The organism is Kitasatospora sp. MAP12-44 (assembly GCF_029892095.1).
Taxonomy (GTDB): domain Bacteria; phylum Actinomycetota; class Actinomycetes; order Streptomycetales; family Streptomycetaceae; genus Kitasatospora.
In genome coordinates, this window is record NZ_JARZAE010000001.1 from 25,116 (window position 1) to 39,613 (window position 14,498).

The window sequence follows — 14,498 nt, forward strand, 5'->3', positions numbered from 1 at the left end:
GCGCGGAAGGCGTCGGCGGCGGGTCAACCGGGGAGTCCGGACGGGTGGAGGGGACGGTGGAGGCCTGAGAGGTGTTGATGTTCCGCGCCTTATGGGATCGTCGGGGTCGGTCGGGTGTCGTACGTGGTGGTGTCGCTCGGCCCGTCGCGACCGGGACCGGCATCCGCCCGGTCGGCCGCGGCCGCCGCACGCGACAGCTGCGGGCCGTCGCCGCCGCTCAGGCTCAGCCCCAGGTGCTCGGCGAGACCGGTGGCCAGAGCACTCAGCGTCGGGTGCTGCCAGACGAAGTCGCTGGAGAGCCTGGTGTGCAGGGCCGACTCCAGACGAGTGCGGAGCTCGATCCTCAGCAGCGAGTCGAAGCCCAGTGCCTTCAACGGGGTCTGGGGATCCAACGTGGTGCCTCCCAGCCGCAGCACCGTGCGGATGTGCTCGGCCAGGTACTTCTCCAGAGCCGTATGGCGGGCCAACCCAGCCTCGGTGGACCGCAGTTCGGCCTGGATGTCTCGGTCGGAGCCCTGCCGTGCCCCGCCCGCCGGCCCGCCGTCGGTGAAACCGGCGAACAGCGAGGAATGGCGGCCGGCCGCAGGGATCCAGCTGTCCGGCTCACCGGGGATGACACCGGTGCGGACACGGCGGTGGGTCAGCAGCGCGGCGAGGGCCTGCAGGCCCTGCGCGGTGGGAATGGTCTGGTAGCCGCGGGCGGCGAAGTCCGTGGCTACGCCGACCTCCCCCCAGGGACCCCAGTTGACGGCCAGCGTGCGCAGACCCCGAGCGCTGCGCCAGGTGGCCAGCGCGTCGAGCCAGGCGTTGGCGGCGGCGTAGGCGCCCTGGCCGGGGTTGCCGAGCAGGGAGGCCATGGAGGAGTACAGGACGAACCAGTCGAGGTCCAGGGCGCTGGTGGCTTCGTGCAGGCGCCACGCGCCGGTGGCCTTGGGGCGCCAGACCCGCTCCAGCTGGTCGTCGGTGATGTTGGTGACCACGGCGTCGTCCAGGACCATGGCCGCGTGGATGACGCCGCGCAGGAGCCGGCCGTCTGCGGTGGCGGCGCCCACGAGGCGCTCGGCGGTGCCCCGCTCGGCGATGTCGCCGAGCAGGACGGTGACCTGGGTGCCCTGCTCGCGCAGCTGGGTGAGGGTCTGTTCGGCGGCCGGGGAGGGGCGTGTGCGTCCGTTGAGGACGAGATGGCGGGCGCCTTGCCGGGCCAGCCAGCACGCGGTCGCCAGGCCGACCCCGCGCAGCCCACCGGTGATGAGGTAGGCGCCGTCCTTGCGGACCGCGGGCGGCGCCTCGCGGAGCACGGCGGTGGTGTCGCCCTTCTGCGGGACCGTCAGGATCAGCTTGCCGATGTGCCCGGCGCCGGCCATCAGGCGCAGCGCGTCCGCGGCCTGGTCCAGGGCGTAGGTCCGGTACGGGAGGGGGGTGAGCGTGCCTTGGCCGAACTCGGCGAGGACCTCGCGCATCACCGCGGCGAAGGTGTCCGGACGGGTGCTCTGGAGCTCGATGAGGTCGACCGCGCTCAGGCTGACGTTGTGCCGCAGGGGCGCCAGCCCGAGCGGTGTGTCGGCGAGGATGTCGCGAACGCCCAGCTCGACGAACCGGCCGAAGGGCCGCAAGGTCTCCATACCCGCTCGGATGGCTTGGCCGGACAGTGAGTTGAGGACGACGTCGACGCCTTCGCCGCCGGTGGCGGCGCGGGTCTGTTCGGCGAAGTCCAGTGATCGGGAATCCATCACGTGCCGGATGCCCATGTCGCGAAGGTAGCGGCGCTTGTCGTCGCTGCCCGCCGTGGCGAGCACCTCGGCGCCCAACCGGGTCGCGACCGCGACCGCGGCCAGACCGGTACCGCCGGTGGCGCTGTGGATGAGGACCCGCTCCCCCGCCGTCAGCCCGCCGATGTGGCGCAGGGCGTACCAGGCGGTGAGGAACGCGGTGGGCAGCCCCGCGGCAGCTTCCGTGGCGATCCCCTCCGGTACGGGTGCCACAGCGGCGGCGGGAACGGTGACGAAGGTGGAGAACGCGCCGCCGCGCAGGTCGACGGCGAGCACCGTGTCGCCGGCGCGCACCGTCTCGACGCCGGCCCCGACCGCGGTGACGAGACCGGTGCACTCGAAGCCGATGCGGTAGCCGGCGCCTTCGTCGGTGGCCAGCAGGCCCATGGAGGTGAGCACGTCCCGGAAGTTCACGCCGGCCGCCTGGACGCGCACTTCGACCTCTCCCGGCCCGGGGGCGCGCCTTGGGGTCACGACGAGGCCAAGGGCGTCGAGGTCGCCGAGCCGGCCGGCCCGCAGTTGGAAGCGGTCGACGCCGTAGCGGACGGTGCGGGTGGTGGCCGCCGTCCGTTCGCCCTCGGAGAGCGGGGCGTAGGCGAGGTGGGCTACGTGGCGCTCACCGTCGCGCAGGAGCACCTCGTCCTCGGGGGCGGCGCAGAGCAGTTCGCGGGCGGCGGCGATCAGGTCGGGGTCCGTGGCGCCGGTGTCGATGAGGGTGGCGCGAAGGGTGGGGTGTTCCTGGGTCAGCACGCGTACCAGGCCGCGTAGCGCGCTCTGTCCCAGGTCGGTGGGCCGGCCCGCATCCAGGCTCTGGGCGCAGCGTGTGACGGCGTACAGCCGTGGGGGCTCGGCGTGGGTGGCGGCGGCCTGGGCGATGGCGAGCAGGCGTCGCACGCGGCGCAGCGCGTCGGTGCCGGGGTCGCGCTGCCCGGTGGGGGGCGCGCACAACAGGACGACGGCTTGCGGTGGTTCGAACGGTTCGCTCCAGTCCCGGGTGAGGGAGTTCCGCAGGCTTTCCAGGCGGTCGGCGCCCACCTCGGCGTCCAGGGTGTCGGCGGTGGCTCCCTCGGCTCGAAGGGCCTGGGCCAGCGCGGTGGCCGAGCCGTCCGACTCGCCGATGACGAGCCAGTGCCCCGGAGCTGTCTGCGGTGTTCGGCTGCGCGGCGAGGGCTGCCAGTGGGGCTCGAGGAACCAGCGGTCGACGTCGGCGTCGCGGCTTGGGGCGCCATGGCGCACGAAGCGCAGGGACTCGATGTCGACCACAGGGTTGCCGCCTTCGTCCAGCAGCACTACGTGGCCGATGATGCCGTCCGCGTCGGCGGGGGTGAGGCGGGCGTGGGCGTACACGGCGGTTTCGGGGTCGCCGAGGATCCGTACGGCCTTCACGTGGACAGGGAGGACCAGGCCGTGGCCGGGTTCCTGGATCAGGCCGGCCACCACGAGTTGTGCGCACAGGTCGAGCAGGACCGGATGGATGTGCAGGGCGTGGGGTGTGGTGCGCGCCGCGACGGGGACGGCGACGCGCGCCCAGAAGCTGTCGTTTCCCGCCGAGGCGTGCAGATCGGTGATGCCGTTGAAGGCAGGCCCGTGCTGCAGGCCGCGGGCGCGCAGGCTCGCGTACAGCGCGTCGGGGTCCAGGGCCACGGGGTGGCGTGCGGCCAGCTCGGCCACGGACACCTGCGGTGCCGGTGCGGGCGTGGCGGCGCGCCGCAGCACGGCGCGGGCCTGTCGTACCCAGGTTCCGTCCTCGCCCGGGCCGAAGATCTCGCAGTCGGCGCGGTCGGTGCCCAGCCGGGTGACAGTGGTGCTCAGGGGGGTGTGCTCGGCCAGCTGCATCAGCTCGAGGAAGTGGATGTCGAGCGCCTCGACTTCGTACGGCGTGGCGCCGAAGACCTCGCAGGCCGCGGTCAGCGCCAGCGCGCAGTAGGCGGCGCCGGGCAGTACGGCGCTGCCGTGGACGCGGTGGTCCGCCATCCAGGCGATGGCGTCGATGCCGACGTCGGCCTGCCAGCTGTGGCGCAGCTGGGAGCCCGGCACCACCGTGTGCCTCCCCGGCAGGGTGCCCTGCGAGTCGTTGGATCCGCGGGAGCCGGCGGGGAGTTGCGCGGTGTCGGCCCAGTGGGGGCGGCGGTCGAAGGTGAGGGGCGGTACGTCGGCGAGGTTGCCGTCGGCGTACAGGTGGGCCCAGTCGACGTCGACGCCGGCGCAGTGCAGGGCGGCGAGCTGGGTTCGGAAGGTGGCCTGTTCGTCTTCCCGGCGACGCAGGGTCGGCAGGACGACGGGGTGGTGGAGCAGCCCGGACAGGTTCTGCGCGATGGCGAGGGTGACCACGGGCTGGGGCGAGACCTCGATGTAGACCTGGTGGCGGTCGGTGGCGGCGGCGGCCACGGCGGCGGCGAAGCGTACCGGGCGGCGCAGGTTGGCGCACCAGTAGGCGGCGTCGAAGAGCGGGGTGTCGCGGGGGTTGTCCAGGACGGTGGTGTAGAAGGGTATGGCGGGCTCGTGCGGGGTCAGGTCCGCGAGGGCGGCGCTGAGGTCGGCGAGCAGCGGGTCGACCTGGGGGCAGTGGGAGGCGACGTCGACGGCGATCGCGTGGGCGGGGACGCCGCGGGCCTGCCAGTTGGCGATCAGCTGTCGCACGGCGGCGGTGGTGCCGGCCACGACGGTGGACCCGGGGGCGGCGATGACCGCGACAGACACCGAGTCGGTGGCGCCCAGCGCCGTCAGTTCGCTCTGGACGGCGTCGCTGTCCAGGGCGACGGTCGCCATGGCGCCGGCTCCGGCGATGCGCGTCAGGAGGGCGGAGCGCCGGCAGATGACCCGCACGCCGTCGGCCAGGCTCAGCGCCCCGGCGGTGACGGCGGCGGCGACTTCGCCCATGGAGTGGCCGATGACGGCGGCCGGCTGCACTCCGTGGGCGCGCCAGGTGGCGGCCAGCGCGACCTGCAGGGCGAACAGTGCCGGCTGCACACGGGCGCAGCCGTCCAACCGGTCCGCGGCGCGCACTGCGTCGAGGACGGAGAAACCGGCCTCGGCGGCGATCAGCGCGTCGGCTTCGGTGAGGGCTTCGGCGAAGGCGGGGTCCTGCTGCAGGAAGATCTGACCCATGCCCTGCCACTGGGAGCCCTGGCCGGAGAACACCCACACCGGGTGTCGGCTGATGCCGGCGCCCACGGCGCCGTGGACGACGCCCGGGTGGGCGTGGCCGCCTTCGAAGGCGCGCAGGGCGCGGATCAGCTCGTTGTGCGAGGTGGCCACCACGCCGAGTCGTCCGCGTCCCAGGGAGCGGCGCAGGGCGAGCGTGTGGGCGATGTCGCGCAGCGGGACGTCGGCTCCGTCGGTCGCGACCCAGTGGGCGAATCGCTTGGCGGCGGCGGGCAGCGCGTCCTGGGATCCGGCCGGCACCAGGATGACGTCGGGGCCGGCGTGGCGGCGGGCGGCGGTGCGCTGGTCGGCGGAGCGCTGGGCGGGGATGCGCGCCCGATCGCCCGTGGTGGCGAGGTCGGCGGGACCGGTCGACAGCACGGCGCAGGCGGGCGCAGCGGGGGTGGGTGCCTGCTCCAGGATGACGTGGGCGTTGGTCCCGGAGAACCCGAAGGAGGAGACCGCGGCCAGTCGAGAGGCGCTCTGGGTGGGCCAGGGCGACAGGGAGGTCGGGACGAACAGGCGGGTGCCCTCGGCGTCGATGTCCGGGTTCCAGCGGGTGAAGTGCAGGTTGGGCGGGACGAGCCCGTGCTGCAGGCAGAGCACGGCCTTGATGAGGCCCACGACTCCGGCGGCCGGCTCAAGGTGTCCCACGTTGGTCTTGACGGATCCGAGCGCGCAGCGCCCCTGGCCCACGCCGTAGACCTCGGCGACGCTGGAGAACTCGATCGGGTCGCCCACCGGTGTGCCCGTGCCGTGTGTCTCGATCATCCCGACGTCGCGGGGGTCGGTCTCGGCGCGGGCGAGGGCCTGGCGGAAGAGGGCTTGCTGGGCGGAGGCGGAGGGGGCGGCCAGGCCGTCGGAGCGGCCGTCCTGGTTGACCGCCGAGCCGCGGACCACGGCCAGGATGCGGTCGCCCTCGCGCAGCGCGTCGTGAAGGCGCTTGAGGACGACGACGCCGCTGCCCTCGCCGCGTACGAAGCCGTCCGCCGCGGCGTCGAAGGTGTGGCAGCGGCCGGTGGGCGAGAGCATCCCCATTCGGGCGAAGGACAGGGTGGTCCTGGCGCCGAGCATGAGGGTGACGCCGCCGGCCAGGGCGAGGTTGCACTCCCCGTCGCGCAGGGACTGGCAGGCCAGGTGGAGCGCGACCAGGGAGGAGGAGCACGCGGTGTCCAGGGCGACGCAGGGTCCCTGCAGCCCCAGCAGGTAGGAGATGCGGCCGGCGGCGACGCAGTGGCCGTTGGTGAGGATCGAGCCTTCGAGCTCGCGGGGCGCCCCGGCGAGGGACTCCATGTAGTCGGTGTAGCTCAGGCCCGCGAACAGGCCGGTGGCGGTTCCGCCCAGCCGGTCGGGCGCGATACCGGCGTGCTCCAGAGCCTCCCAGGCCACCTCCAGCAGCAGTCGGTGCTGGGGGTCGAGGACCTCGGCCTCCTTGCCGGAGACGCCGAAGAAGTCGGCGTCGAAGCCGGCGACGTCCCGCAGGTAGCCGCCCCAGCGGGGCATGGCGTGGGCCGGGCTGTCGGGTGCCTGGGGCAGGGCGCGGCTGGGCAGCGGGTGGCCGACCGCGTCGCGTCCGTCCACGAGCAGGCGCCAGAGTGCGGCGGGTGAGTCGATGTCGCCGGGAAGCCTGCATCCCATGCCGACGACGGCGATGTGCGAGCCGGCGTGATCGTTTTGGTGGCTCACTGACGGTCCTCCTTGTCGGCTGAACGGGCTGAGCGTCGGATGGGGATGGGCGGTCGGGAGCGAGCTCCGGGCGTGAGCGTGGGGCGCCGCGGCTAGCCAGCGTCCGGGGTGCCGAGCAGGAGCGCGCTCTTGACACCGCCGATCTGGTAGTTGCAACTCAGCGCGTAGTCGAAGTCGAGGGGCCGGGCGACGGTGCCGGGCACGGGGTCGAAGCTGAGGTTCTCCGCCGGCTCCTCGCAGTTCGCGGTGGGGCAGACCTTCGAGCGTTCCATCATCAGCAGGGTCAGTGCGACGCCGAGGGCTCCCGCGGGGGCGCCGTTGTGACCGAAGCAGGCTTCCTGGGACGTCATCAGCAGGTCTGCCACGTCGGTGCCGTAGAGCTGCCTGGCGGCGTTCGACTCGAACGCGGTCACCACCACGTCGCCGTCGCTGCCGCCGTGGATGTAGGGCACCTGCGCGATGGACCACCGGTCGCCGAGGCAGGTGCGGATGGCGGCGACGAGGGAGGCGCCGCTCTCGTCGCTGGCCAGGGGGTTCGAGAGGCCGTCACGGGTCATGCCGTGGGCCAGGACCTGGCCGTAGGTGCGGGCGCCGCGGCGGTGTGCGTGCTCGCGGCTCTCCAGGACGAGGGTCACCGAGCCCTCGCCGTGGTTGACGCAGTCGGCCCGCCGGTCGTAGGGCCGCATGATCCGGTCGAACGACGGGAGGAGCTCGGGCATGCCGTCGACCCGGATCTCGTCGTAGCTGCGCTGGGCGCCGTGGAGCAGCCGCTGGACGTTGTGGATCACCTCGATGCCGAAGACGTCGACGCCGGTGACGACGGCCATGTCGATGTCACCGTCGGCGATCATGCGGCGGGCGTTGCCGATCTGCACGGCGGAGGACGCGCAGCCGCAGGACACGGTGAAGCAGGGGCCGGTCGTACGGATGACTCCCCCTTGGACCAGCGCGACGTCTGACGGCGTCAGCGCCTGCTGGGCCCTGACGAACAGTTCCATCGCCTGTTGGGGAGTGGTCGTCTTGACGTCGGCGTTCAGGACGGCGAGGTAGCTGGGGATGTTGGCGTCGATGCCGCCGCGTCCGGCCAGGACCGCCGCGTCGCCCAGGTCGCCGGCGCGGATGTCCAGTTCGGCGTCGGCACAGGCCTCGGCCAGTGACACCAGTCCGAAGCGGTGCGCGTCGGTGTAGTGCCGCGAGAAGATCCCCGGCAGGTCGGGCAGGCGGCTGTCGAGGGCGTCCGAGGGCAGGTTCACCGAGCCGTAGTAGATGCCGTTGTGGGTGAGGCAGGAACGCCCGTGGGAGGCGACGTCCCACACCTGGTCGGCCGTGAATACCGGCTGGCTGTCGCCCGGGAGGCAGAAGCCCATGCCGGTGACCATGGTGTCGCGCGCGCTCGTGCCGGTGCTGCCCGTCGTGGCAGCGTGCCGTCTCACAGCACACGCCCGAACGCGCGTCGGGAAGGCTCGATCGTCGCCGCGATCGTTGCGAACTCACTCATCGATGCTCACCTCTGTGTCAGATAGGGGGTGGGGCCCCGCCGTGCGGACGGGCCGGCTCGGGGCCCGGGCGGAGGGACCGGAGGCCGGCCGGGGAGCGCAGCGGTCCTCCTGCCGGGCCGATCAGGCGTGCGCGAGCAGCCCTATTCCGCGATGGCAGTCCGGTAGGACCAGCGGTAGACGGGGGCTGGTCGGCCGTCGAAGTCCTCGTATTCCTCGGAGAATTCGAAATGCTCGTAGCCATTGCCGCGAGGAAAGCTCATCCGGTGGCCGACCTCGTCGACCGGAGCTTCCATGACCCGTGGAAGGTCATCCGGCCCTCCCCTCAGGAGGACGACTACCAAACGAGGCACAGTGCTCACCCAACCTCTGCGCAAGAAAGCCGAGCATCTCCACCCGGGAAATGTCGTCACCAGGATTTACCGTAGCCCAGGGGCGGGGCTCGTGAAGAGCGCAGGACAGCTCGGAAAGGTAGTGCAAGGAGCAGATCGGGGCGCGCGCCGAGCATGAGCTGCAATCGGCGGCAAGTGCGCGACGAAGCCATGTCGCAATCGGAATCACCGCGCAGGTCCAGCTGCATGCACGGGGGTATGATCCTACAATGCGCGAGATGAAACCGCAGCCGATTTCATGAATATGAAAACTCCTTCGTGCTCGATCGTCCCAGGTGCACCTGTCGCCAAGTCTGCAGCTCAGCACGGGTGGGGCGGTCATAGCAAGCAGACTATGGATACTTTTTCGGATGCCCACCATGGCGCCCGTTCGTCCATGTCGGACGCGCTCAAGGTCGAAGCCGATCCGTCGATCCCGATCATGTCAGCCGCAAAGTCCAGCGATCTTTGAAGGCTGGCCCCATGGTGAAAATACGAGGCTTGATCGATGTTTATCAAGGCCTTGGTGGACACGTGGGGTAGCAGATCAAAAACTGACGACTCAAAGTTCGGTCCGACGGTACCGAACGTCCTTTCGTGATGCTTTTCTCCAGTCGTCACCGGCGCACTCCGGCGCATACAAACAGCCATGTGTGCCGTCCAGTATCTGATGACCTGTCAGATACCGAAAGCTCATTGCTGTCACCGGAATCCGGACCTAGCTTCGAATTAAAGCGCTTCCGGCGGGCCTACCACGCGGCTCGTCGCGCTCGGAAATCGGAAAGAGGAACGCAATGGCACCGATTCTGCTCACGCTCGTGCCTTCGCAGGGACCGACGACCGGAGGAAACCCCGCGATCCTCGTCGGAGTCGGCCTGTCCGGGGCCACCGCGGTGATGTTCGGCACCACGCCGGCCGCGACCTTCCACGTCATGTTCGACGGCGCCATCACCGCCACGGTCCCGCCCGGCACCGGCTCGGTCCAGGTCACCGTGATCACGCCGTCGGGCACCAGCAACGCCGCCACCTACACCTACGTGGAGGCTGCCCCGCCCACCATCCTCGCCCTGGTCCCGCCGATCGGCCTGGCCCTGGGCGGCGTCCCGGTTCTCGTCGTCGGCACCGGCCTGTCCGGCGCCACCGCGGTGATGTTCGGCAGCACCCCGGCCACCACCTTCACGGTGCTCGGCGACGGTGCCCTCCTGGCCACCTCCCCGCCCGGAAGCGGCGCGGTCCAGGTCACGGTCACCACCGCGGCCGGCACCAGCAACGGCGCTGCCTTCACGTACGTGTAGGACAGCCCAAGTCTGCGGCCCCCGCAGACCGCTCCAGTCCAGCGGTGAACGATCCGCAACAGATCAGGAGCACCCGGTCCCCCCGGACATGAGAGAGCTCCGGCAGCGCTACGGCGCTGTCGGAGCTCTCTCATGTCACCTGGCGATGCGCGGGGTTGTCGCTGCCGCCTCGGACCACCGGTGCCCTACCCGAGCCGCGGCCCCGGTCCCGCGCGCGGGACCGGGCTACAGGACCGGCGGGGCCACCTGCAGGTAGGAGAGCGTGTTGCTGGTGCCGCCGGGTGCGGTGGCGGTGATCTGTACGGTGCCCGATCCCGCCGGGGCCGTTGCCACCAGGAGGGTGTCCGAGAGGATGGTGAACGGGGCGGGTGTGGCACCGAAGGTGACGGTGGCGACCTCGCTCAGGCCCGTTCCCGTCAGTGTCACCAGGGTGCCCCCTGCCGTCGGGCCCTCGTTGGGCACCGCGCTCGTCAGGTGGGGAGCCGGTGCGTAGGTGAAGGCCACACCGTTGCTCGTACCGCCCGGCGACGTCACCGTGATCTGCTCGGTTCCCGACCCCGCCGGCGACGTCGCCAGCACCTGCGTGTCGGACACGACCGTGAACGACGTCGCGGACACCGAGCCGAAGCGCACCGCGCTCGCCTCGCTGAGACTACTGCCCGTCAGGGTGAGCGTGGTTCCGCCGGAGGTGGGGCCCTCCACGGGGACGACGCCCGTCAGCACGGGAGTGCCCAGGTAGTAGTAGAAGGCAGAGCCGGTTCCACCCGCGGTGGTGACGGTGACGCGGACCACGCCTGGGGCCCCGGGTGGGGCGGCGGCGACGATCTGCGTGTTCGACACCACCGTGAAGGTCGCTGGCGTGCTGCCAAACTGAACACCCGTCGCCCCCGTGAAGCCGCTGCCCGTCACCGTTACCGTGGTGCCGCCGACGGTGGGCCCCTGGTCGGGGGTCACGGCGGTGACCACGGGAGCCGGCAGGTAGGTGTAGGGGAGGGTGTTGCTGCTGCCGCCTGGCGACGTCGCCGTGATCTGCACGGTTCCCGAGCCCGCCGGCGCCGTCGTCACCAGGACGCTGTCCGACACGACCGTGAACGCCACAGACGTGGCACCGAAGGTGACGGTGACGACCTCGCTCAGGCCGGTCCCCGTCACCGTCACCGACGTGCCCCCCGCCGTCGGGCCCCCGTTGGGCACCGCGCTCGTCAGGTGGGGAACCCCCACGTAGGTGAAGGCGAGGGCGTTGCTCGTCCCGCCCGGCCCCGTCACCGTGATCTGAACGGTTCCCGACCCCGCCGGCGCCGTCGCCGAGATCACGGTCGGGGACACCACGGTGAACGACGTCGCAGGCACCGAACCGAAACGCACCGCGCTCACGCCTGTGAGCCCCGTGCCCGTCAACGACACCGTCGTGCCAGCCGACCCCGACGCCGGACTGACCGAACTGATCACCGGGGCAGCCGATACGTAGGTGAACGCGAGGCCGTTGCTCGTCCCGCCCGGCGACGTCACCGTGATCTGTACCGTGCCCGTGCCCGACGGCGCCGTCACCAGCGCCTGCGTGTCCGACACGATCGTGAACGATGTCGCGGGCACGGAGCCGAAGTGCACCGCCGTGACTCCTGTGAGCCCCGTGCCCGTCAACGACACCGTCGTGCCAGCCGACCCCGACGCCGGAGTACTCACAGTGATCACCGGGGCAGCCGATACGTAGGTGAAGGCGAGGCCGTTGCTCGTCCCGCCCGGCCCCGTCACCGTGATCTGAACGGTTCCCGACCCCGCCGGCGCCGTCACCGAGATCACGGTCGGGGACACCACGGTGAACGACGTCGCAGGCACCGAACCGAAACGCACCGCGCTCACGCCTGTGAACCCACTACCGGTGAGCCATACCGTCGTGCCCGCCGATCCCGATGCCGGACTGGCCGTACTGATCATCGGAGCAGTCATAACGATCCTTTGCCTGTGCTCGGCCCGCTGGACCGGTTGAGGTGGAGGGCGATCTGTGGCCGTCATAGTCAGCGCGGGCCGAGCAGGCGCCAACACGAACTTCCCGTGCAATGGGGAATGAGCCCCGGCCGGAAGGGGGAAGTCGGCCGAGGCTCGTCAGGGAGGGGTGGTGCCGCCCGGACGGGGACAGTGCGGGACCCGTCCGGGCGGGGCTGAAGGGGTGCGTCCGCCGGTACCGCCGTCGCGCGGCACCGGCGGACGTGGATCAGATGCCGGGGCCGGAGACGTACGTGAAGGCACGCGTCACCGTGGAACCGCCGCCCGAGGCGGTGACGGTCCGGTGGTCATCCAGCAGGACCGGCCGCCGATGAAGGGCCGTTCGGCGCGGCCGGTGATTCTGCGGCCATGCCCGCGACGGGCGGGGCCATTTCGGCACCCATGGGAACCAGAGCCAAGCGGTCGGCGAGATCACGACGGCCAGCAGCACGGCCCGCAGGACACTGATCGCTCGCATGACGCCTCCCGGGCGCATGTGAGCCGCCGCACCAGCCGATGCCCGCAGGGCATCGGCTGGTGGATCCAAGTCCCCTTCGGAGGCGCCCATCGCAGGCCATCGCGTGACACCGCCTCTCTCCCAGCGAGGAGAGGCAGCGGACACGCTGGCTGCCACGTTCCTCCGGAGAAGGATGGGCGGCCCGCCGGTTTGGACACAAACAGTAACCCAGGAGGGTGATTACCGGGACAAGCCTTTCGCCACAAAGTCACCCATACGGAGTAAGACCTGCGGACAAACGACACCGGAATTCCCAGGAGGCCGGCGGACCACAGTCGGTGGGTGCGGGGCGGTCAGCTGTGTACGGGCCGACCGCCCCGGAGGCGGCATCACCGCTGCGCCCCGGGCCGTGGGGGACGAACCGGTTCGGGCGGTGTGGAGCAGGCGGTGCCGCGGAGCGCCCCAGCGAGAGCGCTCGTCCGGACTAACGACGGCCTGACCCGAAGGGCACGGCCGTGATTTCAGTCGTCGAAGTCCAGCCGCCCAACCATCGACGGTCGGGCGCCGGGACTCGGCTGACTGCCACTCAACGCCCACGACCCGAGGAGCGACACCATGACGGACAGGCCATCAGAGCCACGACGACAGAGGCCGCTGGGGATGCCACGCACCCACGAGAATGCATGCTTCTACCTCGCCGAATGCCAAGAGAAACATCAGGGTGCAGCACTTCCCGACCCTTTCCGAGAATGACCCCCACGTCGTCCATGGCCCAAGCAGAAACCTGCCGCCACTGCCACAAGTCGAGATTGCTGCAAGCTCGTTGGCGCCCCGAATCCCCACATGCTTGTGATTTCAACGGAATGGGGAATACCCGAAGCATAGTGGCGGTCGGCGAAACGAGAATGCCAATTGCGTGTGGTTGCCCGAAAAGGCACTAACCATGTGGTGCTATGAGCACATATACGAGCTTCTCCAGTTCGCCACCGTCGTTGACGCGAGGCGTTCCACTGTCCCGCAGGGACGACCGCGGAGGCTCGACGCGTGAGCGGGGCTGGTGGTGCCGGCTCGTGCGCGTCATCAGTACTCGGCGCCTCCTCGGAGCGCTCGGACTCGTCCATGATCAGGAAGGTCTTCCCCCATGGCAGTTGATGCCCCCATCCCGCCTGTTCGGCCGTCCGGACGGCGCAGCCGTGCGCGTCTTCACGGCGGACTGGCCCTGATTCCCGGGGTCGCGCTCCTGACGACGGCTGTGGCCCTGCTGTCGGGGCCCGCCTACGCTGCGACAGCGCCGGTCCCGCTGGGGACCGACGGGAGTTACGCGGTCCTGGGTGGGTCGACGGTCGCCAACACCGGCCCGAGCGTCCTCAACGGTGACCTGGGGCTGAGCCCCGGCGCCTCGGTGACCGGCTTTCCACCCGGTGCCATCCACGGGGCACGGCACGTGGCCGATGCCGCCGCCCTGCAGGCGCAGTCTGACCTGGTGACCGCCTACAACGACGCCGCCGGGCGGGCTCCGACCTCCAGTGTCGCGGGGGACCTCACCGGGTTGACGCTGACGCAGGGCGTGTACAGGTCCGCCGGTGCACTGGGGTTCACCGGAACCCTGACTCTGGACGCGCAGGGTGACCCCAACGCGGTGTTCATCTTCCAGGTCGCCTCGAATCTGACCACCGGTTCGGCCAGCAACCTGGCCCTCATCGGTGGCGCTCGGGCCGACAACGTCTTCTGGCAGGTGGGCAGCTCGGCCACGCTGGGGACCCGCTCCTCGTTCAGGGGCAACATCCTGGCGCTGACGTCCATCGCTGCGCAGACCGGCGCGATGATCGAGGGCCGAGCCCTGGCGCACAACGGCGGCGTCACGTTGGACGCCAACACCATCTCAAGGGCCGACAACGGACCGACCCCGACTCCCACTGCCACCCCGACCGGCGGTTGGCCGGGTGGCGGCGGTGGACCTGGTGGCGGCGGTTGGCCTGGCGGGCACGGTCGTCCCGGCGGCGGCGGACCGGTTGGCGCGATCGGTGCCGGCGGCGGAGGCAGTGTGCGCGAAATGGATCCAACCGAGATCATCGGTGGTTCGACCCTGCTGGCAGCCGTGGCGGCGGGCTTCGGCGTCCGTTTCCTGCGCCGGCGCGCTACCCGTGATGCGGCGTCCTGACGCATGGCCCCGGCCTCACCGCGGTCGTGGCACCCGACGGATGGTGTCGGGTGCCATGGCCGCGGTGGTGGCAGGCGGCCTGTGGCTGCTTCACGACGGCATCCAGGTCAGCGGTCCGCCCCAGCCGCTCCCACCG

At 71.1% G+C, this 14,498-nt stretch carries 7 protein-coding genes; 2 read left to right on the top strand and 5 right to left on the bottom strand.

Annotation, left to right across the window (positions count from 1 at the left end; all coding sequences use genetic code 11):
- Positions 1–89 precede the first annotated feature (89 nt).
- From P3T34_RS00110 to P3T34_RS00120, 3 genes are all read right to left on the bottom strand, one after another.
- Complete coding sequence (locus tag P3T34_RS00110) at positions 90–6,599, bottom strand: type I polyketide synthase (protein ID WP_280663853.1); 6,510 nt, start codon at positions 6,597–6,599, stop codon at positions 90–92.
- 92 nt (positions 6,600–6,691) lie between these two features.
- Positions 6,692–7,978, bottom strand: a complete 1,287-nt coding sequence (locus tag P3T34_RS00115) for a beta-ketoacyl synthase N-terminal-like domain-containing protein (protein WP_280663884.1) — start codon at positions 7,976–7,978, stop codon at positions 6,692–6,694.
- Positions 7,979–8,238: 260 nt separating this feature from the next.
- Positions 8,239–8,508: a DUF5988 family protein gene (locus tag P3T34_RS00120; protein ID WP_348534600.1), complete on the bottom strand. Its 270-nt coding sequence runs from the start codon at positions 8,506–8,508 to the stop codon at positions 8,239–8,241.
- Positions 8,509–9,260: 752 nt separating this feature from the next.
- On the opposite strand from P3T34_RS00120, the gene P3T34_RS00125 reads away from it, so the two are divergent.
- Positions 9,261–9,761 carry an IPT/TIG domain-containing protein gene (locus tag P3T34_RS00125; RefSeq protein ID WP_280663854.1) on the top strand — a complete coding sequence of 167 codons (501 nt, stop codon included), beginning with the start codon at positions 9,261–9,263 and terminating at the stop codon, positions 9,759–9,761.
- A 225-nt stretch (positions 9,762–9,986) separates the two neighbouring features.
- Here P3T34_RS00125 and P3T34_RS00130 read toward each other — a convergent pair whose 3' ends face one another.
- A complete protein-coding gene (locus P3T34_RS00130; RefSeq protein ID WP_280663855.1) occupies positions 9,987–11,819 on the bottom strand; it encodes an IPT/TIG domain-containing protein in 1,833 nt (610 codons plus the stop codon).
- Between the two features lie 154 nt (positions 11,820–11,973).
- On the bottom strand, positions 11,974–12,222 hold the full coding sequence (locus P3T34_RS00135) for a hypothetical protein (RefSeq protein WP_280663856.1): 249 nt from the start codon (positions 12,220–12,222) through the stop codon (positions 11,974–11,976).
- Between the two features lie 1,231 nt (positions 12,223–13,453).
- Here P3T34_RS00135 and P3T34_RS00140 point away from each other — a divergent pair.
- Positions 13,454–14,362, top strand: a complete 909-nt coding sequence (locus P3T34_RS00140) for an ice-binding family protein (protein WP_280663857.1) — start codon at positions 13,454–13,456, stop codon at positions 14,360–14,362.
- The last annotated feature ends 136 nt before the right edge of the window (positions 14,363–14,498 follow it).

Bases quoted from the DNA above. Each gene is read 5' to 3' on its own strand.
- P3T34_RS00115 (WP_280663884.1), bottom strand. From the start codon at position 7,978: ATGGTCACCGGCATGGGCTTCTGCCTCCCGGGCGACAGCCAGCCGGTA.
- P3T34_RS00125 (WP_280663854.1), top strand. From the start codon at position 9,261: ATGGCACCGATTCTGCTCACGCTCGTGCCTTCGCAGGGACCGACGACC.
- P3T34_RS00135 (WP_280663856.1), bottom strand. From the start codon at position 12,222: ATGCGAGCGATCAGTGTCCTGCGGGCCGTGCTGCTGGCCGTCGTGATC.